The organism is Helicobacter hepaticus ATCC 51449 (assembly GCF_000007905.1).
Taxonomy (GTDB): domain Bacteria; phylum Campylobacterota; class Campylobacteria; order Campylobacterales; family Helicobacteraceae; genus Helicobacter_C; species Helicobacter_C hepaticus.
In genome coordinates this window covers 1,386,437-1,413,434 of record NC_004917.1, presented here as the reverse complement: position 1 = coordinate 1,413,434, position 26,998 = coordinate 1,386,437, and the positions used below count along the sequence as shown (strand labels likewise).

Genomic DNA, 26,998 nt, shown 5'->3' with positions numbered 1-26,998 from the left:
ATACAGCCTGATACTAAGTGTTTGTCAAGGGATTGGAGAGGGAAAATCTATAAAGGTTACTTACCAAAAAATAAAAATGCTAGATTCTAAAGCTAGAGTAAATCAAAAACTTTTACAACCACGCATAAAATTTGCAAGGCAAGGACTCCCAAGCACATTGCTTAATGCGTTATTGCAAAACACATCTCCCACTTGCACATTGATTGATAAAACGACTAAGGGGCATATTGCGAGTTCCTCTCCTATCTTCCCCCTCACCGCTACAATTATTATTAGATACAAATGCATTAATGGGATTAGGATAAATCTCACGCAAACGCAAGGAATAAAGCATATATAAGTTGAGTGTGCCATTGCGCGTAACGACATTGTATGCCTCTCTTAAATTATGTGCAAAAGAATTGGATAATGCCCGCTCATATCCCTCATAGTTCATATTTGTTAAGTTAGTTGGGATAAATTGGATTCCATCACCTGTCCTTAGCACAGGCATTCCGTGTCCATTGAAGCTACCATCTCGTGCGACATAATACATCTGCACCACCCATAAAGTCCCAGCAGGTTGTTGAAACAAATCTCTCAACGCACTTCTTATTGTAACATCACTTGTGGCAAACTCTGAAGAGAGCCAAAAATGTCCGGGAAAAAGGCTTAAGGCAATGGCTCTATACATCTGTGCTGCGTATGCAAACACAGCAGAGCGAGATAAGCCCGGTGGAGTATTAGAGGCACGATATTGTTCAAGCGAAGCAGCAAGCATTGGATAACGCGCACGAAAAGAAGTAAAAGGATTACGTCCAAAAGCTGTATCAAAGAAAAAGCCTCCAGATTCTAGCGGAGTAGCGGTATATTCATTCATTTCAGCAATCATTTGATAGCTATGCAATAAACACACGCCACAATCTCCAGCTCTTTCTAAGACGCCATCGGTTGTCGTTGCAATCTGCCATAATCGCTTTTTCCACTCTTGCGTTAAGACAAAGCTAGGGGGTAATTTTACACTTGCTTTTAGATTCTTTGCATAAGAGCCATTTGCAGGGCAAGTGGGGAGAGAATCTGAAAGATTTGCATTTTTAAATCTTTCCCAATCTTGCATATCGTGTCTAAATTGAAAATAGGAAGTCTGCCCCTCATTTGTATCTTTAGCTAAATAATCTGCCTTAGCGGTATAAGGCACACCCCAATTTGAGCCATATTTGGTAACGCGTAAAAAATTGCCTAAATAATCCTTAAGCATTGCGCTATCATTATCCGCAAACATAAAAAGTTTCCAATTTTGCGCATTTAATTTAGATGGTGCTGCTTTATTTTCTCGCAAATTTTGCTGCAAACATTCTTCCCAACTCGCCCAATTCCAATCTTGCTTTGCATTCTGCTTAGAAGTAAGACAAAACATCTTTGCACTTGCTGAATCATATTGTGCGATAATGCCATTTTCAAGGTTGAAATAAAGCTCTTGCGGGTCATTTTTAATCGATTCGTTATTACGCAAATAATATACATCAAAACCTTGAGGGCTAATGAATTTCCAGGCGATAAAGCCCTTTTGCATTAAGGGTGCAGGAGTGGCTATTGTATCAAGCCATTCTTGCATATTATGGAGGATAAGATTAGATTGCGCACCTTTAGATTGGCTTTTTTGCAGAGTAAGGAATCCATTGGCAATACGAACCACAAATCGCAAATCAGGAGTATATAGCATATTGTCTTTGATTGTGAAACTTTGCGTTTTATCATCAATAACGCAAGGTCTTAAGATGAGTCGCTTACCTTGATTATACTTTTCATTTTCTGCACTTAAACACACCCAACCATCGCGAAGTTTCCACGCTATGCGGCTAAAGACATCATAACGCGCATCTATTGCTTCTTCGCAATCACTTACACTCACATAACCCTCAGAGTTTGTAAAGACTGGCGTGAGACACTGCGTCAACGAATCAGGCTTACTTACAAAGGCAATGGGTCTGTCTTTGGGCTTATTGGCAAGCTTTTGGGAGACTTGCTTAGGATTTTCAAGCGCAAGAGCAGTATAAAAGGGCACACAAAGGCTAAAAAAGAAGAAAACAAAGGCATATAAGCGTGAAACTAAGCTTTTCATATATATCCTTTTGGGGTATCTAACTTGTGTTTATTATAGCAGTTTTGGCTGAATATAAAATTTCTACCTGCCTATAAATGCCCTTAAGATGTAGAAACTTGTTATTGCTTTATGTGGCTATTTCTCATACCCCTCAATGCTTTTTAGCACCCTTGCAGGGTTGCCTCCAACAATCACATTTGGAGGAACATCTTTAGTTACCACGCTTCCAGCAGCAATCACAGAGTTTTGCCCAATGGTTACACCCGGACAAATAGTTGCATTAATCCCTATCCATACCCTATCTTTTATCACAATGGGTTTGCAAAAAGTCGCTTGGCGATTGTAGGGATTAAAATCGTGATTAATCGTTGTGAGGCAGACTTTGGGTGCGATAAACACATCATCACCGATTGTGATGCCGCCCCTATCCATAAAGGTGCAAGCTTGATTCATAAAGAAATTTTTGCCCACCTTAATATTTTTGCCAAAATCCACATAAAAAGGCGGGATAATCCAAGTGCTACAATCCACCTCTTTGCCAATGATTTGCGAAAACAGCTCCTGCACGCGCTCGGCGCTATGATGTCCGCTATTTAGCTCACTTGTAAGCCTAATCGTCTCTAAAATAATCTCTTTAATCCTCTCAAACTCTGGGTCATTCATATCTATAAGCTCCCCACCCAAATCCCGCGTGAAAATATCGCGATTTGTGCTAGGTGTGGGTGTGCTACGAAGCGAAAAAGTTGGTTTCATAGTTTCTCCCTAAAATATAAAAATTCTTTTGTGTTGCTTCTTTATTATTTTCTCCTCTCCTTAAAAACTTTTTTAGCTACAAACACCGCATTAAGCACCTTTGGAAATCCTGTGTAAGGAATGCACTGCATCAAGCATTCAATAATTTTTTCCTTGCTTATGCCAACATTTAAAGCCGCATTGATATGCACTTCAAGCTGTGCTTCGCAGCCTCCTGCTGTGAGCAAACTAGAAAGCGTAATCATCTCTCGCTCTTGCAGATTAAGCTCACCTCGCGTATAAATATCGCCAAAGGCAAATTCTATAATAAAGCGTCCCAAATCAGGTGCAATATCCTCTAGTGAGCTGATGACTTTACTCCCCGCCTCTCCATCAATGCTTTGAAGTTGTTTTAAACCTTTTTCAAATCGTGTTTGCATTCTCTCTCCTTGTTTGATTTGTATTTGTTGATGATGTGTTTTAGCAAATGCTTGCGTGCCAAGCACTCCTAATCCTCCTGCAATAATGAGTGAATCTTTTAGCACCTTACGCCTTTTAAAATCTTGATTTTTCATTTTTGCTCCTTCACCTGTTCTTTCAAAACCCTTTTGCACTCGCTAAAGCTAGAATGCCGATAATCCACTCCATTTTCAATCAAATCTGTATAAAGCTGCTCTTTGTATTCAAGCATTGCGATATTTTCTTTAGCTTTTGCAAGTTGGGCGAGATTCTTTTTCTTTTGCGCTTGAATGATTTTTAATCGCTCTTTTAATGTTTCATCGCCCTTATCACACAAATCTTTGTAATATTTAAGCTCTTTAATACTCATTCCAAGCTCACGATAAAGGTTAATCCAACAGAGCCAATCAATATCTTTTGGATTAAAAAGCCGTGTGCCGTTTTTGTCCTTATAAATGCGTGGAAAAAGTCCCTTATCTAGCCAAAAGCGAATCTTGCGTGAGGGAATGCCGCTTTTATGCTCTGCTTCTAAAATGGTGAAATTCATCTCATCTCCTTTTAAAGTTTTTAACCAAGTTTTTGAGGCTTATAAAATGACATTATAAATCCTAACACTTAGTGTTTGTCAAGGGGTTGGAGAGAAATTGTAGAAAAATATTTGCTTTTATGAGGTGAGATTAGCCTTTTTCCTCTAAGCGACAGATATTGCCAAATCCAGCGACAGGCACACCAAGAGCGCGGATAAGCCTTGACCAATAATTCACCTGTGCAATGGTTGAGGCAATAATCACAATGCCACGTTCAGAAAAATGTTCTTTGAGACTACAAACAATCTCTTTTGAAATAAAAACAGGCGTATTTGTCGCCATTTCTACGTATTGTAAGATAATCCTTTCTTTTTCACTAAAAGTATGATAAGTGTAATTTTTATCAGCTATTGCATTGATTTCATCGAGTTTTAATCCAAATTTTTCATACTCAAAGGCATTCATATCAATACAAAATGGACAAGCCACCAGCATAGAAACCTGCACACGAATGATTTTTAGAATCCGCTTATTAATCTCTGCATCATCGTGAGCTACAAGGCTTTCTAAAACTGCAGAACTCACCGCTGCCTTAGGATACCAAGTCAAAAGTTTAGCGATGAGCACTTCTTTCTTGACGCTTTTTTGCGCTAAATAAACGGCTATTTTTAGCAAAAATGGCATTTTTTTGGGTGGCTCTATATAAGCCTTATCTTTATCTTTGAAAAAGTTATTCTCATCATTGATTGTAAAGCGCATACTTCCTCCTTAACACAAAATATATGTGATATTATAGAATCTTACACTTAGTATTTATTAAGGGGATTTGGTAAAATGTAGAGTGAGAAAAACAGCAAATCTTGCTTAAGATAATAAGAGTAATTGAGATTTTTCAAAGTGCTTAATGCAGTTTAAGCACTCTATTTTACCCTCCCAAGCAATCTCCAAACACCTAAGCTTAAAGCAAGGCTTATAAGCCCCAATATTCCCAAAGTGTAAGAAAAAGATTGCAGATAAATAGAGGGTGCATTTGCTGAAATCAGCGGATTCTCAACCGCACTAAGATTTCCACTTGCGATACTTTCCACAATGGGATACACAGAATCTTCACTATCCAAAAGATAGGAGAGATTTGCGGTAATAAACACCACCATAAGTGCGCCATAGAGGCTTACTCCCACCGCTTCAGAGCCTAAACGCAAGGAATTAAGCACTCCTGCGCCTAAGCCACTTTTAGCAGATTCTACACTCCCAAGAGCCAATCCATCAATCGCCCCTGCGTGTAATCCCATACCACAGCCAATAACAAAAAGCACTAAAAGCGTCATTAGCTGAAGCGTAACACCGCTTAGAGTATGCAAGATGATTAAAAGTGCAAAGATTCCTAAGCTCATCATCAAAGACATTGCAAGGGCAAGAGCTTTAGAATCTACCCCTTTGTTTAGCATTTTTCCTGCAAGAATTGGACAAAATAGCATAGGCGTAGTGAGGGAGAGCATAAAAAGCCCAGAAAAAGAGGCAGAGAATCCAAAGTTTATAGAGAGAAAAGTAGGAAAATAAGTGAGTAATACGACAAAGCTAAATCCAGCAATCACTGCTACAAGGCTAAATCCAAAAAACGAAGCATTTTTAAGCACTTCAAAGTCTAAAAGCGGTTGAGGAATGTGCAGGGTAGGATTTGGTGTAATATTTTTATAGTGCAAACTTCTCTGATGCACCCCAAAAACTATCCCTACAATGAGACAAAAGGCTAATATTCCAAGTGTTTGAGGCTCTTTGAAAGCGTGGATTTTGGTGATAAAAAGCATAAAGCTTGACATAAAAGCGATAAAGAGAAGTGCACCCATTTTATCAAACTTAAAGGCTTTTTGTTGTTTTTGTGGGTCTTTTGGCAACATAGGTGAAAGGAGCAAAACAACCCCAAGTGTGAGAAAATGAAAGACAAAAATCGCCCTCCACGCAAAAAGATCAATGAGGAATCCACTTAATGTGGGTCCTAAGGTAATGCCAAGCCCTGCGGTTGTGCCAAAAAATGCAAAGGCTTTCACTCGTTCCTTGTCTTCAAAAGTGCGGATTAAAATAGCACTTCCACACGCAAAAACACTTGCCCCACCAATCCCCGCTAAGGCTCTACCCACATCAAGCCAAAGTAGGCTAGGAGCGAGAAATGAGAGTATTGAGCCTAAAAGATAGGTTGCCACCCCAGCAATAAGACAAGTTTTTGCACCTAATCTATCACTTATAGCACCCCAAATGAGCGTAAAACACGCAAAAAATAGATTAAAGCTATTCACAACCCATTGTAAGAGCGTGGTATCACTTCCAATATCCTCTGCGATATAGGGTAAGGCAATAGCTGTGCCAGAAATAGAGCTAGGCACGACAAATACAGCAAGTAGAATAGTAAAAAGAATGAGATTCATTGGGTCTCCTTGATTTTAGCCTTTTTAATGTAATAAATAATATTACAACTAGTAATAGAGGAAGTATAAAGCAGTTTTGTTATAATGTCAAGTATTACAATACAATCTTGTGCTACAATACCACAAATCAATCAAAGGAATCTTATGCAAATCCCCTCACGCTTTAGTATTGCTATCCATATCTGTTTGTGTTTGGAGTTTTTCAATGAGGATTCAGGGTTCAATGCAAATACAGACAAAACACATTGCAAAAAGATGACAAGCGAGGCTTTAGCGGATTCTGTGGGAGTGAATAGCGTGATTATCCGCAATATCCTTGCTCAACTTAAATCTGCGGGGTTAATAAATGTAGCAAGAGGCAGTGGCGGGAGTGTATTGAGTAAAAAACCACAAGAAATAAGCCTTTTAGATATTTTTAATGCAGTGCAGTCTATGGGTGGCAAAGAGACTAATGGCAAAAATCGGCTTTTTAAGTTTCACGCTAATCCTAATGAGCTTTGCCCTTTGGGTAAAAACATTCATCTTATTTTAGATTCATCTTTTGAAAAAGCACAAATTACTTTAGAATCTTATCTTTCAAAAGTAAAATTAAGCAATTTATTGAAAAAATTGCAAAACTTGCCATTGTGATAAAGTTTGCAAAAGTTTTGATGAAGCACTCTACGCATTTTTCGTGTGATTTTTGTATATTTGCCCCTTTCAAGATAAAATAATAGTATAAATCCTTACACTTAGTATTTGTCAAGGGGCAAATAAGATTTAAAATCTACAGCCCCACGCTCTTTGCCGCATCGCTATTGGGTGCGTATCTATCCCCTATGATGACAATCTTGCTTAATTCCTTATTGATTTCTTTTAGCTCGTTAAGGCTAAAGTGCAATAAACTTGCGTTAAGATTCTCCTCTAGTCTGTGGATTTTCGTGGTTTCAGGGATTGGAATGACAAAGCTTTTGTTAGAGAGAATCCACGCTAAGGCGACTTGTGCGACACTTGCTGGTTTGCCATTAATGCTTTTACTCTGCGCTACCTTTTTGATAAACTCAATCACACTTTGATTTGCCTCTAGGGCTTCTTTGGTGTAACGTGGCATAGACGCGCGGAAATCAAGCGTTTTGTGAAAAGTCGTGTTTTTATTAAAGCTTCCACCTAAAAATCCTCTATCAAGCGGAGAATAAGCGACAATCGTGATTCCTAGCTTTTGGCAAGTATCCATTATGCCATTTTGCTCTAATTCACGGAATGCCATAGAGTATTGACTCTGCATTGCCACAGGGGCAAAGACTTTGTGCGCCCTCTCTATTGTCTTAATCCCTGCTTCGCCTAACGCCCACGCTTTGATTTTGCCCATTTTGACTAAATCTTTCATCGTCCCTGCCACTTCCTCAATAGGCGTGTCAATATCCACTCTATGCTGCGTGTAGAGGTCAATACAATCCCTTTTTAAACGTTTCAAGCTCCCATCAACTGCGCGCATAATAGACTTGCGACTAGAATCTAGCTGTTGTTTGCCAAAGGGATAGTAAAAGCCAAATTTGGTATTGATGACGATTTTGTCTTTATAACCTTTCAAAGCCTCGCCCAAAAGCTCCTCATTGGTATGTGGTCCATACACTTCAGCGGTATCAAAGAATGTATATCCCAAATCCACCGCTTTATGCAGCAGCTTTATCATTTCTTTTTTATCCCTTGTAGGTCCGTGATTGGCACTCATTCCCATACAACCTAAGCCAATCGCGGAGACTTTGAAATCGCCAATTTTTCTTTGTAGAATTACACGATTCTTTGTATTTGTGCTCTCTTTGCGTGCTTGAGTAGATTCTTTAGAATCTTTTGCAAACGCACTAGAGCTAAAAAATGCCATTGTAGCAAGTGCTGCACTTGTTTTTAAAAACTCTCGTCTTGAAGCTTTTGCTGATTTTTCTTTCATTGTATTTCCTTGTATGTTTGCTATCATTTATTTCCCTATTACTACAACGGCGCAATCTCATCAAGCGCACTTAGGGCGTTTAAGCTTCTAGGGTAGCCGATGTAAGGCACAAGTGCGGTGATGACAGAGATGAGTTTGCCTCTATCATTTCCCACTCTTATATTTCCTGCGATATGCGCCCTCACTTGAGAATCTGCCCCGCCCATTGAGAGGATATACACAAAGGTTAAAAGCTCCCTAAACTTTAGAGGAAGCCCACCGCGCGTGTAATAATCCCCAAAGCAATTCGCACTTAAAAAGGTGCGGATATGTTGATAATCCTTTGGTGCTGCGGCATTGCCTTTGTCAATCGCCTCACCAAAAAGTGCGCGTTGGGTTTCTAGCCCTTTTTCTCTCCTTTGAGCGTATTCTACCCTGCCTTGAGATTCCAAAGGAAGCGCAATTCCAAGTTGTGCAAAGATTTCATTGGTGGCATTAATAAAATCTAGCACTTTCCCCATACCCACATAAGGCGTGGCTTGGTAGAGAATTTCCTTAATTGCCACAGGTTCAACGCCATTTTTCAAAGCTGCGTTGAGAATTGCCTTAAACTCACTCAAAGCAGGAATAGCTACAAGTGAGGCAAGAGTAATCATCAAGCCTTCTTTTAGCTCAAGCTTGGATTCACTTGGCACCTCATCAAAGGCAAAATTCACATAATTACTAAAAAACTCGGGGTCGCTTTTGCTTAGTGGCACATCGGTGCTGCCAAAAAGCTTTTCAAAGGTTTGCTTGGCTTTTGGGGTTAGATTAGTTTTCATTGTGTCTCCTTGAATGTGTTGTGTTTGCGTGTTTGAAGTCTTAGAATCACACGCACTTAAGGCAAATCCGCTAAGGCTCACTAGACTTGCAACTGCGCCAAACTTTGCAGAGGTTTTGAGAAACTCCCTGCGCTCTAATAACTCTTTGTACTCTTGCATTCTTTCTCCTAAATAATAAACTTAATATTTGAAAATCTCATTTTCTCATCTTGCCCTCTGCCTCCTTGATATAGCCCTCATATTCTGTATCGCTTAAAAGCTCTAGCCAAGTAACATTCTTGCCATTTTTCTCGTGCGTAAGGGCGATATGCACGCCCTTTTCTTTCAAGCCTGCTCCGTGCCAATGCTCTACATCAGGCGGACAAAGCACCACATCACCAACCTTTGCGATTTGTGTAATACCTGCTTTTGTGCCCGTATAAATCGTGCCTTGTGTAACTATAAGCGTCTGTCCTGCAGGGTGAGTATGCCACGCTGTCCTAGCCTTTGGGCTAAAGGTAACCTCCCCACCTCCATAAGGGCGATAATCTCCGCTTTTAAAAAGTGTTTTGACACTCACTTCACCGCTAAAGATTTTAGAATCTCCTTTAAATCCTCCAAGACTGCCACTTTTAACCACTTCTTGTGTTTTTTGCATTTTTGCCTCCTTTGTATAAGCGATATTCACGCAACCTAAAGCCGCTACCAAAGCAATAGCAATGAGTTTTTGCATTTTTTCTCCTTATGATTTTAAAATACATTTGACATTATAAAGCCTGACACTTGGTGTTTGTCAAGGGGAATATTAAAATTTATCATAAAAGATTTTGTTATAATCACAGCATAAGGATTGATAATCGCAGAGGAAACAAGGGGTGCAATGTCGGCTTGGAATAAATCACCACAACCACACAAAGATGAAATCATTTATGAGTTTAAGTATAGTTTTCCAAAGGGGTGGTTTTATCGTGTAGAGAGATTAATGATAAAATTAGTTTTTTGGGTCGGTTGTTTGTTTGCTCTTTTGATGTTGCAATACCAAATAGAATCTACACTCAACTTTATAACCTCTAATTTAATAATGCTACAAAATATTGAGATATTAGACTATATTATTCTTGCTTGTTTGTGTTTTATTATTTATATCATTCCTTGTCTTTTACTCTTTCTTTTTATTTGTGCTTGTATTAATATCCTTTTCTTATGTCCTTATCATTCTATCACCTTAACACACAAAGGTGTATATATCAAATATGCTCCCCTCTTTTTTCCATATTATCAATACAAATTTTATGCTTATGGGAATTTTTCATTTCATAGTTATTTTGGTGGAAAGATTTTTTGGGCAGTAAGAGTTTGTGATGATATAAGCAAAAATTATAAATTCTTTGATTTTAAGCACTCACATACAATACCCTTTTTAGAATATGTGGGAATGCAGTATGAACAAGAAATCATTAGAATCTTGCGCGAAAAAACACAAGAAGCCCTAAAGAAACAAGGCAAGGCAGAAATATATAATGTGAATGATAGAATTAAAAATATCCAAAAGGGGTAAAAATGAATGGTAATTGGAATAAATCACCACAACCACACAAAGATGAAATCATTTATGAGTTTAAGTATAGTTTTCCAAAGGGGTGGGGAGATAGGGTAGAGCGAATCATAGACAGGATTAATTGGTTTCTTGTTTTGCTGTCATCTTTATTGTTTTTATGTGCTTTTTATGATGGCATTTTTTATCCAACGATAAAGCCTATTTTTGCATCACATTTCAATATGCAAACATTGCTTGGAATATTTGTATTATTGTTTGTATTTTTTATCTTGCAACTCCCTCTCATCACTATGATAGTCTTTAGTCTGCACACTTTTATTTTACAACCCCACAATACTTTTGTCCTTACTTCTGATGGTATTTACATCAATGCTACACGTGGGATTTTATTATGGAAAACAAAACAATTCTATCCGTATGGGACATTTTCGTTAATGGCGCAGAATATTTGGGGGCTTGGTTTCTCTCAATCCTCTTTGGCGATAAAAATTTGTGATGATATAGATAAAAAGTATAAATTATTTGATTTTAAACACTCAAAGTTTTTTACTTTTGCAATCAATGGCGAAAATGATATTGAAGAATTCTTGCAAATCCTAAGAGAAAAAACGCAAGAAGCCTTACAAAGACAAGGCAGAGCAGAAAAATATAACCTTAAAGAAAAAATTAAAGATATAGATATAAAGGAGTGGTAATGCAAACAGATTCTAAGCAAATGCCTCAACAACCACACAAAGATGAAATCATTTATGAGTTTAAGTATAGTTTTCCTAAGGGAAAATTTAATCGTTTTGAGCGGATAGTAGATAGAATAGCGACAATCATTGTGTTTTATTTCTCACTTTTGATTTTAACAAGGCTTTATAATTATAGTGCAATCTATGATACGATGATTCTAATCTTTAGTTATCCTACATATTTGAGCTTAGAAAATTGGCTTGTTTTGGGGTTATATAGTATTTGCTTTCCTGCACCTTTTTTATTGGTTTTATGGAGCTTTAATGGGCTCTTTTTTCGTCAAAGAAATGCTATTTGGCTTACTAATGAGGGAATGTATATACGCTCTAGTGGTTTTTTAAAGCTATGGTATCAGCATAGATTCTATAAATATGGGGAATTTGGGTTTTATGTAAATTGGGTATCAAGTGCTATCTATACGGGTTCGTGGGTAATAAGAATAAATGATATAAATACACAATATCGCCACTACTTTCATAATCTTTCAAACAAAGAATCTAAAGTTTATGTGATAGTTGATAATGATGAGCAAGATATGAAAAAACTCCTTGAAATCCTAAGAGAAAAAACACAAGAAGCCTTAGAGAAACAAGGCAAAGCAAATCAATATGATTTGCGTGAGAAAATTAAACCTATAAAAAAAAGAAGAGGCTTGCAAGAGGAGGAGCAAAAATGAATGGCAATTGGAGCAATTTTCCCTATATGAATGATTCAGATTATTTCCAAAGAGAAAAGATAAAGCAAGAGGAGGAGCAAAGAAAGTTTCTCTATCGTAATGAAAAAATAGTATTTTATCAAATCGGGGATACTTTAGAAATTATGGTGCAAGGCATACATTTTAGAGGCAATGGCTCGGATATTGGTATGGGGGTGATTGGGAGTATATTTGCTGCAATCAGTGAGGGGATAGAACAACTATACAAAAAAGGTTATATTAGTCAAGCTTCTAAGAAGTTTAGCAAATGGACATTTATCCTAGAGGGATATTCTCTTGTGTTTGTGTATAATCAAGGCACAAAAGAATGGTATAGAGGATTGGCAAGTGTTGGGTATGAAGTGATTGTGTATGGCATTACTGCTTCTATTATAGGCTTAATAAGTGCTTCTTGGTGGCTTGCCCTCATCATTGCAGCATTCATTGCCTTTATAGCTGCTCTTTTTGCAACCTCAAAATGGGGTAAAAGCGCATTAGAATTGATTTCAGAGAAAATACAGGAGCTTGCAGAAACCATTAAAGCCAACCTAGAAAAGGCAAAAGCATTTTTTGAGGCAAACGAGCAAGACTACTACAAGCCCTTTAGAAATAAAGATTTTATGAAAAATCTCTGTGAGGATTTGACTTGTAAGGATTTCAGTGAGCAGAGTTTGCGCGATTTACTCGCATATAGCGGCTATAAGAGAGATAATAATGAGTGGCAAACCTTTGTCTATTATCATACTCGCTTAAGTCTGCAAGATATATTTGATAGAGAAAATGGCACATTCAAAGCAAGCTATAAAGCAATGCGTGATACTGCTTTTGAAAGAGGAGTTGAATCTCAAAAAGAAGCACGACTTACCTACAATGCAAGCAAGCCAAAAATAACTTCTGTGTAGCAAAGATTTCATCTTGCTTAGAATCTCCTCTCCTCAAAAACTTTTTATTTCTTTTTATCCTTGTCTTTCACTTTGTCTCCTTGCTTTTTATGAGAATCTGCCCTCTAAGCATTAAAAATATAATGCTTAAAACCACCAAGCACACTGCCGCTAAAACTGCAAAGCGTGAGCCATTGAGTGAGATAAACAGCCCACAAAGCGAAGTGCCAAGCGTGATACCGATATTTGCAGCACTGATGAAAAGTCCATTTGCGAGTTCCTTTGCCTCTGGGATAGGCGAGGTTACGACAAATTGCGCCATATTATTACCAATCCCCGCAAAGATGCCAAGAATGATGAGAATCACACTTGCACCCCAAACATTGCCCCCACCAAAAAAGAGTGCGTTATATAACACAATGAGGCTTAAAGGCACGATTCTTAAAGTCGCATTGGGCGCACTCACAAGGCTTTTACCCGCAATGAAATTGCCGATGACATTGCTTAGCCCATAGATAAGCAAAAGCGCGCTAATGAGATTAAAAGAAACCTGCGTGAAATGGAGCAAAAACTCACTCATATAGCTATAAAAGCCAAACATTGCTCCATTTAGGAGCATTACAACAATGACAGAAACCCACACTATGGGCTTTGCTAATACCTTGAATTGCTCGTTTTGTGGAGCTTTTTGCTCTTGCTTTTGATTTGGGATAAATAAAAGTGTGGCAAGGAGGCTTAGAGCGTTAAGCGCACCAAAAAAGATAAAAGACATTTCAAGGCTTGTATTGCTTGCGATAAAGCTAGTAAGCGGCACCCCAAGCGTCATACCCGCAGAGACAGCGATAAAAATCTTTGCGATTGCCTTTGGGGATTCGTTGTGTGGGACAGAATCCGCTGCCATACTAAAGGCAAAGGCGCAAAAGATAGGGTGAAAAAATGCTGGAATTGCACGCAAGATAAGCAACACAATAAAATTTGTGCAAAAGGCTGCCAAAAACGAGCTAACGCTAAAGATAAGCAGGCAAAATAGCAAAACTTTTTTCGCGTCATACTTCGTCAAAAGCGGGGGTAAAATCGGTGCGACAAGCGCAACAATGAGTGCAAAAATACTCACAACCCACCCCGCGTCTGCGACACTCACATTATAGACTTCCGCCACGATAGGCAGCACACCCATCATTCCAAGCTCCATACTCAAAAGCGCAAATACACCAAGCATTAGCGTAGGAAGCAAAAGAGGATTTGTTTTTATCATTTAGATTCCTTTGTTTGAAATAATAAAATTGACATTATAAAGCCTGATACTTGGTGTTTGTCAAGGGGTTGGAGAAAAAATATATTAAAATTATGAAGCAAATCTTGCGCTACTAATCTAGCTAAAAGCCAAGTAAATATAAACCTCGTAGCTCTTTAGCCCCAAGCGAAGCTAAAGATTCCAAGCTAACTAAAATTTATGATAGTGCCTTTAATCCCACGACAGAGATAATAATAAGTGCGATGAAAAAGAGTTTTTTTGCACTTTTACTTTCTTTAAAAAACACCACGCCCACAAGCACGCCTCCAGCTGCGCCAATGCCTGTCCATATCGCATAGGCTGTCGCCATCGCAATGCCCTGCATAGCCATTGATAGCAGAGCAAAGCTTAGCATAAACTGCACCAAAAGCCCAAGCAAAAAGATTTTTCGCCCACTTAGGGAGTATTTTTTCATCGTAATTACGCCTATGATTTCCATACAACCAGCCATTATGAGATACACCCAACTCATTTTGCCTCCTTGATAGAATCTTGCACGATTTCATCAATTCCCAAATCGTGTGAGAGCGTTTCTGCAAGTTTTTCTCCTTGAGATTCCTCTGTCTTATCTGCTGAAAGCTTTAGCCCCACCACGCCAAGAAGTAAGGTCGCGATAAAGAGGATTTTAAGAGGTGAGAAAGGCTCACCAAAGATAAGGATTTCAGCAAGTGTAATGCCCGCTGTGCCAATCCCCACAAACACGCTATAAGCAATACCAATCTCTAAGACTTTTATCGCTAGAATCATACTTACAAAGGATATGAGAATCCCAATTCCTGTGAGTGTGTAAAAAAAGAGATTATCGGAATATTTTAACCCACTCGCCCAAAAGCATTCTACAATGCCACCAAAAAGCACCAATCCCCACGCGAGATTGTGGGTAAGTTTGATATTTTTCATTTGTTTCCTTTGTTTTATTTTATATGTTTTATTTTATACATTTTATGGGTTTAAAAAGCCAAAGCCCATAAATGTGATTAGAATTTATGTGAAATGATTAAACAAAAGAAATAGGGGTTAAAGCGAGGAGGTAGCAAAAATATAGACTAAAAGAAACCACGAGAAAAACCCATAGCCACAATCCCATATCATTGCTTATCCCTCCGTTTTAAGAATCTTAAATTTGTGGCATTATAGCATAAAAGCTATATCTCTCTTGCACTGCCCCGCACAACACTTGTATATTTAATGGTTTGAAAAAAGTTTAAGAAACTTATCTTTATCTACCCAAACATTCCATTAAAGTCATTTTCAATTTTGCGTATATCTAGCGCAGCGGCAATTTGTCCGCGATGATGTGTGGCGTGGTTTAAAAGTGCGAGGATAAAAAATCCACGAGATTTTTTAAACTCTACACCCGGAAAGGCAAATGTTTCAATACTTTTGAAATCCTCTATAGATTCTATTAATTCTATGATTTTGCTATCCACTTTGGCACGCAACGCTTCAAATGCACCCATATCCTCATAGAATGCGCTTTTTAGCCTGTGCATACCCTCATAAATCGCACTTTGTAACTTACCCTCTTCTAGGTTAAGAGTTTGCAAAATCTCCTCCACACCCTCTAATGGTTTGGAAGCAAAGGCACTAAACCTCCCCAAAACAAGCTCTATATCTTCGCAAAGAATATGCTCTGCTGTTTGCATCACACTCCCAAAATACAACCCACAATCCTTATACAACTCTTCCTTTGAGCATTTCTTAAAAGTCGCAAACATATTTTCATTGGCAAGTTGATTGTATTGCGCCTGAAGCAATAAAGTCTCTTTCATTCTATTTCCTTTTGCATAAAATCTGTGCCATTATATCATTTAGAATCTATAATTCAATGAGGCTTATTCTTTGGCACATTTTAATCTCTCCACTAGAAAGCAGTTTGATAAGTGCAGTCGCATAAGTGCTATAAGACACTCTACTTTCACCTTTTGCATTGACTTTAAATTCCTCGCCTATTAACTCATAATTTTGCGATTTACCTTCATAAAAAAGTGCTGCGGGGCTGACATAGAGCCAATCGAGATTGCTTTTGCGCACAAACTCAAGCTTTCTTTTATGCAAACTTTTAAGGATTAATAGTTTTTGCCTCAACTAAAGGAGGGAGAATGAGCATAAGTTTATACAAATTTATGGTTAATATTTTATCTACACTACAAGGAGTAATGCCAATGCCCCTTCCTGAAGGTAAGCGAGGGTTAAAAAACACCGAAATACATTCTGTTTTATCCAAAACAAAAGAACGAATTTGCACCGCAGAACTTGTTGTAGGAATAATTGTAAATACGGTTTCAAAATTTTTACTTTTTAAATCCTCTTCACAATTTTTAAGCGCAAAAAATCCGCTTTCATCAATCCCTAGGCACGACTTTGGATCATCTGCATTAACAAATTGCATAGCCCCTAAATTAAACTTATCAAAAGGATCACTTTTGCGGATCTGCTCATCAAGATCAACTTGCTTGAGATTCCAATTTGGTTTTCTATAATCTGGAGCAAGCAAATCTCCTGTTGCAAGGCTTCTTAGAGAAAATGGTGCAGTAAAATCTGGTAAATCTTCAGGACCACCTCCATATACAAAGCTTGAGATTAAAATGAATAATAAAGTAAATTTTTTCATTGATGCCTCCTAAAATCGTCCAAAATGCACAGGTGAATGGTCAGATGAGAGGTGTGCGCGTATATTTGCTGCCATAAGTATTGCTGCAATTTGCGGCAATACTATAGTGGAACGAGAAGGGCTTGATCTACCTACTACCGCATAATCAAGTGTTCTATTTGTTCCTCTAGAGCTAAAATGTGTAGCAGAGTTTGGAGCAGTAATACGGATATGATTAGCGATTCTTGTATCTAGCCCTGATTGCAAGAGCGCTGGATCGCGATTAAAATCTCCAGCGATAAGCCAATTTATTTGTGGCATATTAATAAAATTATCGTGCACAGCTGTAACTAAAGCAGGTGCATCACCACCTCCACTTGCTAAAGCGTGAATATTAAAAAACACATCATTGCCGATACGAATACCAATAGCTGGACGCGATGCCTCTGTAGCAACAACATTTTGATGCACTACAAGAACTTCATCAGCTCTTCTATCAGAAACTATGGCGAGATTCACCCTTCTTGCTCCCACATCTAGAGGAGCATAATAGATATAAACTGTATTTGGTCTAGAATAAGTTCCAAGTTCCCACGTAAACTCCTCTACAGGTGTACCACCGGGCTGAACCATTCTACCTGTTCTTCTCGCTGAAGCAGGTATAGCGCCAGCCTCTTGCACCATAAGAATATTAGCAGGATTATCTCCTGTGATGAGTTGTCTCACACTTATATTCCATTTACTCTCAGTATTTGCTGAAGAACCTTGTAGATTCCAAGTGCTTACTCTATAATCTTCAAGATTGGCTAAAGCAAAGGTAAAACTCATTAAAAAGCATAATAGTATTCTCATTTTTACTCCTTAATATTGATTATTTAATGAAAAAAATAGGCTCTGGTTCTAGTGCCACAGGGGTAATATACCATTGTTGGTCAAGGTTAGAACTCGTCGCACATTTTGTTAAATAAATACTATAGTATGTCGTTGTTCGCACAGTTGGTGTTTGCAAACAAGTTTTTGCACTCACACTTTGAATTTGTATGGCTTGATTGTCAAAAAAGTTGAGATTCCATAATTGTGCTTGATTTTTACTATCGCATATATCGTGAATCACACCATTTCCGTAAGCCTGAAGACAAGTACCTTCTTGCATATTTTTAATTATCACTTGCCCATTTGAAAAACTTATAATACGCCAAAATTTTGCTCTGCCAAACTCAAAACTATCAATAGGCGTATATCCCCATACCCAATTTCTTGGCTTAAGCGCCCAAAGTGTTAAAAGACCTCCCGATGAAGACATAATTGATATAGGATTAGAAACATTTTTATCTATTTTTGATGCATTTGCATCAGGAATCCTAACAGGAATTTCACGCCCTTCCATTTCCATCAACATTGCTCTTGATTTTTCACCTGGTATTCGTTCATTAGGTGGAGGCGTTGGACTTAATCCTATACCCAAATCTTTTTCAGTCTTAGACGAATGCTTAGGCTGATGAACCTTTGGTGTTGAAGAACACGCTGCAAACAAAAGAGTTATTAAGAGAAAAAATAAAAGTCTCATTGTTATATCCTTTGTAAAATAAATTGATTAAATACACTCAATAGCAGTCTATAACCAAAAGTTAAATACTTAAACATTTTAAACATTAATGTAAATAAGAATCTAAATTTATATATTAAAATTAAATAAAAAAGTTTATTTAATTTATTCTATAAGATAGAGCTAAATACTTTAATTTTGCTATTTATTTTCATAAAGAGCCTGATATATTTATATTTGGCAAAACTGCTTTATTCAAATGTATTTATATCATATATTAAAATGATTAATAATGCAAAAATTTTTATTTTTATTAAAAATTTATCATTTTTAATCTTTTTTTAATTGCTCCTTAACTATTTGCGCTCATTTGTTCTAAACGGATAATCACTTATTTAGCAGTGGGTGAGTGAAGCGGTATAATCGTATAAAAGCTTTTTTATCTTGCTTTTTAAATCGTTTATGTAAATCATTTTTTGTGATTTCCTCATAAACTTCATTCCAAACATATTGATTGCTTTTTACATAAAATAAGATTCTATCTTTGACATTCCCATAGGCTTTGCGTTTAAAGTTTTTAGGATTACATTTAATGCGCGTAATATCATTGATAAAATGCTCCCTTCCAAAAATCTCATCACATAAGATTTTGACATAGTGTCCCACCTTATCATCAAGCGGTCCTATTTGGCGATTCGTTTCTTTTGATTGCACTCTTGTCGCGCCTTAGATAAGCAATATAAAAATCTTTAATAAGAAACAAATCAAAATCAAGTAAGGATTCTATAATTTTTTCTTGCTCATTGACACTAAAGGCTTTTTCAAACCTATTCCATTTGATAGAATCTATTTCTCTTATATTGTCTGGACTTATAGGATATACTCTAAAAAGCTACTCTCAAAATAATCCTTTTGATTTGCAAGTTCTATGGTTTGAACTAAAAAATAATTCATAACACTTCCCCTCACTCCCACTCAATCGTCCCTGGCGGTTTGCTTGTGATATCATACACCACGCGGTTAATGCCCTCTACTTCGTTGATGATTCTATTACTTACGCCCTCTAAAAAATCGTGAGGCAAATGCGCAAAAGTTGCGGTCATTCCGTCAATCGCTTCCACCGCTCTTACACAAATCGTATTATCATAAGTGCGATTATCGCCCATTACACCCACACTCCGCACATTGAGCAGCACACAAAACGCCTGCCATACCTTATCATAATAGCTTTGTTTGTGTAGCTCGTCTATAAAGATAGAATCCGCCTCACGCAGCAAATCCAAATCTGCCTTATTCACCTCTCCCATAATGCGAATGGCTAGCCCGGGTCCGGGGAATGGGTGGCGCATTAGCATAGATTCAGGCATTCCAAGCTCTCGCCCTAATGCCCTTACTTCGTCCTTAAATAGCTCTCGTAATGGCTCAATCAGCTCAAACTTCATCCATTCAGGTAACCCACCGACATTATGATGAGACTTTATCGTCTTAGAGGGACCCTTCACACTCACAGATTCTATCACATCAGGGTAGAGTGTGCCTTGCGCGAGGAACTTTATCTCACCTTTTGTATTATGCTTTTTCGCCTCTTTTTCAAACACTTCAATGAAAGTCTCGCCGATAATTTTACGCTTAATCTCGGGGTCAAGCACACCCTTAAGGCGGCTTAAAAATAACTCACTTGCGTCCGCAGTAATCAGGGGCACTTTGAGATTTTCTTTAAATATTTTCTCCACTGCCTCTCTCTCGCCTTTGCGCAAAAGTCCGGTATCAACAAACACTGGAATAAGATTCTCCCCAATGGCGCGATATAAAAGTGCAGCGACAACGGAGCTATCTACCCCACCACTCACCGCACACAACACTTTACTCGTTGTCTCTTTGGTGATTTTAAGAGAGTTTGCTACTCCACTTCTGTCATTACCCTCAAGGTAACTCCCTCGTGTCGCACCTTCACAACTCTTAAAATCCCTCAAAGATACTGCCGAACCTGAATCTGCACTAGATTCTAAATGACTTTGCCCTTTAATGTCGCTAGATTCTGTATGTTGAGAATCCACAATTCTAGTATTTGCGGTGTGGCTGTGTAAGTTTTTTGGATTTTTTGTAAGGTTAGCGGACTTAGTGTTCGTGCCCTGCGAAAAATCCAAAATCTTATCGCATTGCATACCCAAAGATGAATTGCACTTAAAGCACGAGGTAAGATGGTCATTCACCATTCCAATACTCTGCATCATCGCATACATAGTCGTAGTGCCGACAAACTTAAACCCGCGCTTTTTCAAATCCTTAGCGATTTTATCCGATAGCGGCGTGGAAGCGGGTAAATCCGCAATGCTTTCAAAGGCATTGATAATCGGCTTACCTCCCACAAAGCCCCAAATATATTTATCAAAGCTCCCAAACTCCCTTTGCACCGCCATAAATGCCTTAGCATTGATAATCGCTGCTTCTATTTTGGCACGATTCCTAATAATCCCCTCATTTCGCATTAGCTCTTTGATTTTGTCCTCATCATAGTTGGCTACAATGTGAGGGTCAAAGTCATCAAATGCCACCCTAAAAGCCTCGCGTTTTTTAAGAATCGTAATCCAAGAAAGTCCCGCTTGAAAGCCCTCTAGCACAAGATGTTCAAAGAGCTTTTTATCCTCGTGCAGTGGTTCGCCCCACTCTGTGTCGTGGTAGTCCTCATAGAGCTTACGCGCCGCCTCGTCCTTATCGGTAGCCCAAGCGCAACGCACCTTTTCACGCACACCCTCATTTGAATCTTGCGCCTCAAGCCCCAAAGACTTTTGCAAACTCTCACGCGCAATGCTTAGAGGGATAAGTTCGGGTGAAAATGCACCAGCACTCCCCGCAGGGATAGGCTTTTTTCCTGTTTTTGCAAACCCCAAAGCCTGATAGAATCCTAAAGCCCACTCAAGACTATTAACCTTTATCACTTCAAATGCACCTAAATACCGCATAAATGCCTCTTTGAGCAGTGCCTTGCCCACACCCTTTCTAAAGGCTTTTGGAACGACAAAAAGCATTGCAATTTCATTTTTTTCTATCTCAATAAAACCTAACCATTCTTCATTTTTTTGCGCTATAAGTAAATTTTTAGATTTTAATATAGCCTCCCGTATTTCCTCTCTCATACCCGCAATTTCATTTTCGCTTAAATCTTTGTGTGTAGCCCTTGCACCTTCCTCCCAGATTTCAACAAGTCTTTGTATGGTTTGTGCTTTGCCAATGTGCTTAAAGGCTTCTTGAATCTGCATAAAACTCATAGGATTTTCACAATGTGCCTTGCCTCCATAGACGATACGGCGCAATTTTTCAATCTCATTTTGCGCGAAATGACGCATATTCCAGCAAGTATTTGCACCGCAAATCCCTACTGCAAAGTTTTGCAACATTTGCCCACCACATTCACTATGCACAACTTCAGGGTGAAACTGCAGGGCATAAATCTTGCGTTTAGAATCCGCAATCGCGCAATAATGAGTATTTCCAGACTTTGCAAGCTCTCTAAATCCTTGCGGGATAGATTCTACCTTGTCCGCGTGGCTCATCCACACGATAGAATCTTGCTTTATGCCTTTAAAAAGTGAGCAAGATTTAAAACCTTGCGTGGCGTTATTTTTGGATTCTTGCCATACTTTTTTTTCAAGCCTAAAGACAAGATGACTGATTTTTTTGCCCTTATAAGGTTTAGGATATTCCCCCACTTTTTGCATTTCAAGCCTTTTTGCTACCTTGATTGAAGCGGTATTATCCTCTTTGATGAGACAATACACTTCCTCCAATCCCAAAGTTTCAAAGCCATATTTTACGCACATTCTAGCCACTTCGCTTCCATAGCCTTTGCCCCAAAAATCGCGGTGCAAAAGATAGCCGATTTCTACAATTTTTTGAGTTTTGCCCTTTAGACTTATCTCCGTATGATTTAGCCCCGCATTGCCGATAATTGCGCCGCTTTGCTTCTCTATAATCGCCCAGATTCCAAAGCCATATTGTTGATAATGCGCTAATTGCTTATCCAGCCATTCTTGGCTCTGCTTTTTGCTAAAGCCCTGCCCCCACGCATACATTGTTTCCTTATCACTCACAATTTTATGCAATGCCGCAAAATCTGCCTGTGTATAAGGGCGCAAAAAGACGCGCTCGCTCTCGCACACAAAAGCATTTGCCACAGAATCGCTAGTTCCTCTTTCAAGTGCTTTTTTTAATATCGCTTTGCTCACCTTTAAATGCACGATGGGGAAGTCTCTCCCTGCGGAATCTTTTTCACTCATTCCTACTTTTTCAAAGCCCAAAGACTTATAAAATGCCAAACCTTGCGTGTTTTGTTCATTGCAATCTACTAAAATGTAAGGATAGTCTTTCAAATATCGCTCCAACGCCTCTTTGAGTAGTGCTTTGCCTATACCTTTTCTAAAGACACTCGATGCGACAAAAAGCATTTCAATCTTATTCTTTTCCACACCGATAAAGCCCAAAAAATCCTTTTTATCTGTCGCAGTGATGATGTTTTGGGAGCTTTGCAATGCCGCTTTGACTTCTAGCCTAATCTCTGCAATGTGTTGCTTAGTTAAAAAAATATGGCTTGCTTGCACAGAATCTTCCCATAAATCAAGCAGGGCTGTGAGCATTTGAGGAAACTTGTGATGAGAAAAAATATCAAAAGAGAGCGTCATTGGTGCTTGTATGCCTTGAGAAGCACCTTGAAATGCGAAACAAGAAGAATCTTTAGAATCTTGAGAAGATTCCATAATCTCTAGCACCGCCTTGCCAAATTCTTGCGCGTCCGCCTTGATAACGCGTCCGCCAAAATGTTGGGCGATGAGCTGCATACCATAGCAGATGCCAAGAATGGGAATCCCAAGCGTGAAAATCGCACTATCAGGCTTATAAGCGTCTTTTTCATACACGCTTGCAGGTCCTCCACTTAGGATAATGCCCTTAGGATTTTTGCTCTTAATAGAATCTAGCTTTTCAAAGTAAGGGACAATCTCGGTATAAACGCCATATTCACGTAGTCGCCTTGCGATAAGCTGTGTGTATTGAGAGCCAAAATCTAGCACTAAAATTTGGACATTATTTTCTTGCATAAAGAATCCTTGATAAAGTAGATTTACATTTGTTAATTTTCGGCGCAATCTTAGCTAAAAGTTGCTTATAAGTGCTTTTATTCAAGCTTTGTGATTGAGATTTGTGATTTTGTGATAGAGTATTTATTGACTTGTAGCAGAATTTGTTTTTTTGATAAAATATGTGTTAGAAATGTTTAGAATAAAGAGGGGTTGTTTATGGATATTGATAAATCTTTGTTTGAAAACACATTAAAAGAGTTTAAAGAACAGGTTGATAAATGCGTGCAAAGAGGGGATGGAAAAACAACAGGTGCTACACCAAAAGAAATAGAGAAGAGTTTAGACACTTCATTAAAAAATAATAATTATGAGTCGTGCGTTAGTTTTGGTAGTGGTAAATTAGCAGATACTTGTGGAATTGCTTTTGTGCGGAAAGATATTTTGGGGGAGCAATATGTTAATAGCGAAAAATTCCAACAATCAAAAGGAATTTATATTTATATTGGTTATAAACATAAAAATGGAGAATGGTATATTTGCTTAGGGAATAGTGAGAATTGCAAAGAATGTGAGGCTAAAATTTTTATAGAAAATAAAAAATATTTTAATAAGGGTAATAAAAATTTTGATGTTAAAAAACTATATGGAGATTTTGTAAAACTAATGAAGGAATTCAATAAAATACCAAAAGAACATTTTGTAATACAAAACATTAAAGATAAAGGAGAAAATATGTCAAATACTCAAGCTCAAAACACAATCCCTTTGAATCAAATCCTCTATGGACCTCCAGGGACAGGAAAGACTTATAGTACTATCAATAAAGCTTTGGAGATTTTGGCTGGTGATAAATACAAAGATTCTTTAGAACCAACCAAAAGAGATGAAATCTTACAAATCTTAAAAGAATTAAAAGAAAATCCTAGCGACAAAGAAAGCAGACAAAAAGCAAGAGGGATTTTTAATGTCTTTAAAGATAAGGGACAAATCGCTTTTATCACCTTTCATCAAAGCTTTTCTTATGAGGAGTTTATAGAGGGGATAAAGCCAAACACTGATAATCCGCAAAATATGACTTATGAAGTGCAAAATGGAATCTTTAAAGAGATTTGCGAGGAGGCATTAAAAAATTATCAAGAACATCAAATATCTAACAACAAAACCCGAGATCTCCAAATAAATGCTAAAGAGATTTTTCAATCTTATGCTTTGGAGTTGAAGCAAAAATTGGACAATGGAGAATCCATTAATTTTTTAAATAAAATGAAAATTCAATCTGTTAATATCAATCAAAATGGAGAAATAAAATCTATAAGCATTGGAGTAGATGAAAGCCCTTTTCAAAGCCTAACTCAAGAAATTATTTCAAGAGATTATTTAAATTTCAAAAATAACAAGATAAAAACTTACAAGGATATTAAACCAAGATACGAATCACAATCACAATGGCACGGGAACGCTATTTATTACTTTGAGCTATATAAAAAGCTTCAAGAATTTGAGGAGACAGAGTATAAGCAGGATTTTAAGCCTATGCAAAAAGTCTCACTTAAGCCCTATATTCTTATCATTGATGAGATTAATCGCGGGAATATTAGCAAGATTTTAGGGGAACTCATCACACTCCTTGAGCCAAGCAAGAGAATCGGGAGTAAGGAAGAGCTAAGTGTAACCTTGCCTTATGGTAAAGAAAACTTTGGTGTGCCAAAAAATCTCTATATCATCGGCACGATGAATACAGCAGATAGGAGCATAGCCTTGCTTGATACGGCATTGCGTAGGAGATTTGAATTTATTGAGATGATGCCAGATTTTACACTTTTAAATAAGGATTGTGAGGGTATGGATTTACAAGAGTTATTACAAAAAATGAACGCGAGAATTGAATTTCTACTTGATAGAGAACATACCATAGGACATTCATTCTTTATGGAAATACAATCTATAAATGAACTTAAAGGAGTTTTTACCAAAAAGATTATCCCGCTTTTGCAAGAATATTTTTACGAGGATTATGCCAAGATTGACGCTGTGCTAAATGGCAATGGAATGATAGAGATTCAAAAAAATTCTAACTTTAGCGAGTTATTTGATAATAAATTTAGTAATTTGGACACTGAAAAAGTTATTTATAAAATCACAAATTCTAGCGATTGGAATATAAAACATTTTCAAAAAATTTATGATAACACTATAAAATTAGATGACAAAAAAGACAATGAAGCATAAAAGTTTGTGTATTGCTGAATGGCAAAGCTTTGGCGTAGAGGATATTTGCGAAGTTTTAAGGAATTGCCAAAGCACCAAAACTAATGAGGATTTAAAGAATCAAGCCCAAAAAATCTTTAATGAATTGATAGAATTTGCACACGCAGAAGGCAATCATATTTTCTTAAAATTTGCAGGTAAAAAGCTAAAGGCGCAAAATTATGTTGGGCTAATTCAAGCCAAAAGTGGCTTTTGCGTGGAAATTTTACCTAAAACTTTTCGCACAGCTAAGAAAAATGAGGGCTTTAAGATTCAAAACTGCACTTGTAAAAAAACGCAAGATACAACCAAACAACCACAAAATATGGAATCTAACCCGCCTAAATGTAAAGTGTGTGAGGCTAAAGCACTTTTACTAAAAATGCTTCAATCGCTCAAAGATTCTCCTTTCAAACAAAGCCATTTCGCACATTTAAAATTAACAAAAATGCCTTTACTTGAAATTTTTATCTTAATGTTTTTGCAGGAGCTAGAAAAATTAGTAAAAAAGGGCTTAAAAAGCGATTATATCGTGTGTGAAGAAAATCGCAATTTTTTAAAGGGCAAATTGCTTTTTCATCAAAATTTAAAACTCAATTTCGCCCACAGAGAAAGGTTTTTCACAAGTAGTGATGAGTTTAGTGTCAATATCGCCCCAAATCGCATTATCAAAAGCACTTTAGAACTTTTAAACACACAGAATCTAAGCACAAACACAAGTGCAAAATTAATGCAAATGCGTTTTATCTTTTTAGATATTCCTCCAAGTCAAAGTATAGATAAAGATTTGAGTAAATGCCAAAATTTAGGGTATTTTAGAAATTACAAAATGATTTTGCAATGGTGTGAAATCTTTTTAAAGCGCAAATCTTTCGCCCCCTATCAAAAAGATTCCAAAGCTTATGCTTTACTCTTTGATATGAATAAGCTTTTTGAATCTTTTGTTGCAAGTGAAATGAAAAAGTGGCTATGTGATATGAAGTTGAGCTATGAAAATAAAGTATTTATAGAGCAAATTTTTAGGGAAAGCAAAAAAGACTCTTACCTTAAAACCCAAGAAAAGAGCAAATATCTTATAGTAGAGGGTGATAAAAATAGATTTTTACTTAACCCCGATATTGTCGGCTATCAAAAACAAACAAAAGAAACTTTTTTTATCGCGGATACAAAATGGAAAATTTTAAGCAAAGAACAACAAAATTATGGTGTTTCTCAAAGTGATATGTATCAAATTTTTGCGTATTTGGCAAAGTATCAATGCAATCAAGGCTTTTTGATTTATCCAAAGATAGAGGATTGTAATGATGAGTTAGAAAACTTAGAGTTAGTTTTTAAACCACAACTTTTCACCAAAGCAATAGCAGAAACTAATAATATCAAACCCCAAGTTATGCTCTGCTTCTTTAGTTTGTAGTATTTGTTTATAAAGTATGATAAAATAC

General features: G+C 37.4%; 26 protein-coding genes and 3 pseudogenes. 7 read left to right on the top strand and 22 right to left on the bottom strand.

The features are described from left to right. Positions 1-169: 169 nt before the first annotated feature. From HH_RS07120 to HH_RS07095, 6 genes are all read right to left on the bottom strand, one after another. Positions 170-2,101: a DUF1561 family protein gene (locus HH_RS07120; protein ID WP_011116310.1), complete on the bottom strand. Its 1,932-nt coding sequence runs from the start codon at positions 2,099-2,101 to the stop codon at positions 170-172. Positions 2,102-2,218: 117 nt separating this feature from the next. Beyond that, a complete protein-coding gene (locus HH_RS07115) occupies positions 2,219-2,836 on the bottom strand; it encodes a sugar O-acetyltransferase (RefSeq protein ID WP_011116309.1) in 618 nt (205 codons plus the stop codon). Between the two features lie 44 nt (positions 2,837-2,880). Next, positions 2,881-3,390, bottom strand: coding sequence for a carboxymuconolactone decarboxylase family protein (locus HH_RS07110; RefSeq protein WP_011116308.1), 510 nt, complete (start codon positions 3,388-3,390; stop codon positions 2,881-2,883). Continuing rightward, positions 3,387-3,821, bottom strand: a complete 435-nt coding sequence (locus HH_RS07105; protein ID WP_034368173.1) for a MerR family transcriptional regulator — start codon at positions 3,819-3,821, stop codon at positions 3,387-3,389. The genes HH_RS07110 and HH_RS07105 overlap by 4 nt, the downstream gene beginning before the upstream one ends. 130 nt (positions 3,822-3,951) lie before the next feature. Then, positions 3,952-4,560, bottom strand: coding sequence for a carboxymuconolactone decarboxylase family protein (locus tag HH_RS07100; protein WP_011116305.1), 609 nt, complete (start codon positions 4,558-4,560; stop codon positions 3,952-3,954). 161 nt (positions 4,561-4,721) lie between these two features. Continuing rightward, positions 4,722-6,224 carry an MFS transporter gene (locus HH_RS07095; protein WP_011116304.1) on the bottom strand — a complete coding sequence of 501 codons (1,503 nt, stop codon included), beginning with the start codon at positions 6,222-6,224 and terminating at the stop codon, positions 4,722-4,724. An 84-nt stretch (positions 6,225-6,308) separates the two neighbouring features. Between HH_RS07095 and HH_RS07090 the strand changes: the two genes are divergently transcribed. Next, positions 6,309-6,854 carry an Rrf2 family transcriptional regulator gene (locus HH_RS07090; RefSeq protein ID WP_226989482.1) on the top strand — a complete coding sequence of 182 codons (546 nt, stop codon included), beginning with the start codon at positions 6,309-6,311 and terminating at the stop codon, positions 6,852-6,854. Positions 6,855-6,990: 136 nt separating this feature from the next. Here HH_RS07090 and HH_RS07085 read toward each other — a convergent pair whose 3' ends face one another. From HH_RS07085 to HH_RS07075, 3 genes are read right to left on the bottom strand one after another with little or no spacing between them, the layout of a single operon-like run. Continuing rightward, positions 6,991-8,151: an aldo/keto reductase gene (locus tag HH_RS07085; protein ID WP_011116302.1), complete on the bottom strand. Its 1,161-nt coding sequence runs from the start codon at positions 8,149-8,151 to the stop codon at positions 6,991-6,993. 41 nt (positions 8,152-8,192) lie between these two features. Beyond that, positions 8,193-9,110 (bottom strand): carboxymuconolactone decarboxylase family protein, encoded by a 918-nt coding sequence (locus tag HH_RS07080; protein WP_011116301.1) that lies wholly within the window; start codon positions 9,108-9,110, stop codon positions 8,193-8,195. Positions 9,111-9,147: 37 nt separating this feature from the next. Beyond that, entirely contained in the window at positions 9,148-9,663 is a 516-nt protein-coding gene (locus HH_RS07075) for a cupin domain-containing protein (RefSeq protein WP_011116300.1), read from the bottom strand. A gap of 147 nt (positions 9,664-9,810) precedes the next feature. Here HH_RS07075 and HH_RS07070 point away from each other — a divergent pair, with 147 nt between their 5' ends. The 4 genes from HH_RS07070 to HH_RS07055 are packed head-to-tail and all read left to right on the top strand — an operon-like array spanning position 9,811 to position 12,822. Further along, complete coding sequence (locus HH_RS07070) at positions 9,811-10,488, top strand: hypothetical protein (protein ID WP_041309121.1); 678 nt, start codon at positions 9,811-9,813, stop codon at positions 10,486-10,488. A gap of 2 nt (positions 10,489-10,490) precedes the next feature. After that, complete coding sequence (locus HH_RS07065; RefSeq protein WP_011116297.1) at positions 10,491-11,183, top strand: hypothetical protein; 693 nt, start codon at positions 10,491-10,493, stop codon at positions 11,181-11,183. Beyond that, the gene (locus HH_RS07060; protein ID WP_011116296.1) at positions 11,183-11,902 is read left to right on the top strand and encodes a hypothetical protein; all 720 of its coding nucleotides are present in this window, start codon (positions 11,183-11,185) and stop codon (positions 11,900-11,902) included. The genes HH_RS07065 and HH_RS07060 overlap by 1 nt, the downstream gene beginning before the upstream one ends. After that, positions 11,899-12,822, top strand: coding sequence for a hypothetical protein (locus HH_RS07055; protein WP_011116295.1), 924 nt, complete (start codon positions 11,899-11,901; stop codon positions 12,820-12,822). The genes HH_RS07060 and HH_RS07055 overlap by 4 nt, the downstream gene beginning before the upstream one ends. Before the next feature lie 67 nt (positions 12,823-12,889). Here the strand turns inward: HH_RS07055 and HH_RS07050 are convergent, their stop codons facing one another. The 13 genes and pseudogenes from HH_RS07050 to HH_RS09850 form a co-directional block, all read right to left on the bottom strand. Next, a complete protein-coding gene (locus tag HH_RS07050) occupies positions 12,890-14,056 on the bottom strand; it encodes an MFS transporter (RefSeq protein ID WP_011116294.1) in 1,167 nt (388 codons plus the stop codon). A gap of 196 nt (positions 14,057-14,252) precedes the next feature. Beyond that, the gene (locus HH_RS07045; protein WP_011116292.1) at positions 14,253-14,567 is read right to left on the bottom strand and encodes a DMT family transporter; all 315 of its coding nucleotides are present in this window, start codon (positions 14,565-14,567) and stop codon (positions 14,253-14,255) included. Further along, positions 14,564-14,995: a DMT family transporter gene (locus HH_RS07040; protein ID WP_011116291.1), complete on the bottom strand. Its 432-nt coding sequence runs from the start codon at positions 14,993-14,995 to the stop codon at positions 14,564-14,566. Before HH_RS07040 ends, HH_RS07045 begins: the two co-directional genes overlap by 4 nt. Before the next feature lie 323 nt (positions 14,996-15,318). After that, positions 15,319-15,867 (bottom strand): DinB family protein, encoded by a 549-nt coding sequence (locus HH_RS07035; RefSeq protein ID WP_011116290.1) that lies wholly within the window; start codon positions 15,865-15,867, stop codon positions 15,319-15,321. A 46-nt stretch (positions 15,868-15,913) separates the two neighbouring features. Beyond that, positions 15,914-16,129, bottom strand: coding sequence for a hypothetical protein (locus tag HH_RS07030; RefSeq protein ID WP_226989481.1), 216 nt, complete (start codon positions 16,127-16,129; stop codon positions 15,914-15,916). Positions 16,130-16,157: 28 nt separating this feature from the next. Continuing rightward, a complete protein-coding gene (locus tag HH_RS07025) occupies positions 16,158-16,709 on the bottom strand; it encodes a cytolethal distending toxin subunit A/C (RefSeq protein WP_011116288.1) in 552 nt (183 codons plus the stop codon). A gap of 9 nt (positions 16,710-16,718) precedes the next feature. Then, positions 16,719-17,540, bottom strand: coding sequence for a cytolethal distending toxin subunit B family protein (locus tag HH_RS07020; protein WP_011116287.1), 822 nt, complete (start codon positions 17,538-17,540; stop codon positions 16,719-16,721). A gap of 19 nt (positions 17,541-17,559) precedes the next feature. Further along, entirely contained in the window at positions 17,560-18,255 is a 696-nt protein-coding gene (locus HH_RS07015; protein ID WP_011116286.1) for a cytolethal distending toxin subunit A/C, read from the bottom strand. Between the two features lie 366 nt (positions 18,256-18,621). Then, the gene (locus tag HH_RS07010; protein ID WP_011116285.1) at positions 18,622-18,948 is read right to left on the bottom strand and encodes a DNA methyltransferase; all 327 of its coding nucleotides are present in this window, start codon (positions 18,946-18,948) and stop codon (positions 18,622-18,624) included. After that, positions 18,908-19,075: a hypothetical protein gene (locus HH_RS09905; RefSeq protein WP_366100744.1), complete on the bottom strand. Its 168-nt coding sequence runs from the start codon at positions 19,073-19,075 to the stop codon at positions 18,908-18,910. Before HH_RS09905 ends, HH_RS07010 begins: the two co-directional genes overlap by 41 nt. A gap of 124 nt (positions 19,076-19,199) precedes the next feature. Beyond that, positions 19,200-20,099 (bottom strand): annotated as a pseudogene (gene guaA / locus HH_RS09860) (glutamine-hydrolyzing GMP synthase); the annotation flags it as partial. A gap of 378 nt (positions 20,100-20,477) precedes the next feature. Next, positions 20,478-22,868, bottom strand: a pseudogene (locus HH_RS09855) (GNAT family N-acetyltransferase); the annotation flags it as partial. Positions 22,869-22,976: 108 nt separating this feature from the next. Continuing rightward, positions 22,977-23,327, bottom strand: a pseudogene (locus tag HH_RS09850) (glutamine amidotransferase-related protein); the annotation flags it as partial. Between the two features lie 198 nt (positions 23,328-23,525). On the opposite strand from HH_RS09850, the gene HH_RS07000 reads away from it, so the two are divergent. Together HH_RS07000 and HH_RS06995 are read left to right on the top strand one after the other, a co-directional pair. Continuing rightward, the gene (locus tag HH_RS07000) at positions 23,526-25,538 is read left to right on the top strand and encodes an McrB family protein (RefSeq protein ID WP_011116283.1); all 2,013 of its coding nucleotides are present in this window, start codon (positions 23,526-23,528) and stop codon (positions 25,536-25,538) included. Continuing rightward, positions 25,528-26,970 (top strand): McrC family protein, encoded by a 1,443-nt coding sequence (locus tag HH_RS06995; RefSeq protein WP_050720614.1) that lies wholly within the window; start codon positions 25,528-25,530, stop codon positions 26,968-26,970. Before HH_RS07000 ends, HH_RS06995 begins: the two co-directional genes overlap by 11 nt. Positions 26,971-26,998: the final 28 nt, after the last annotated feature.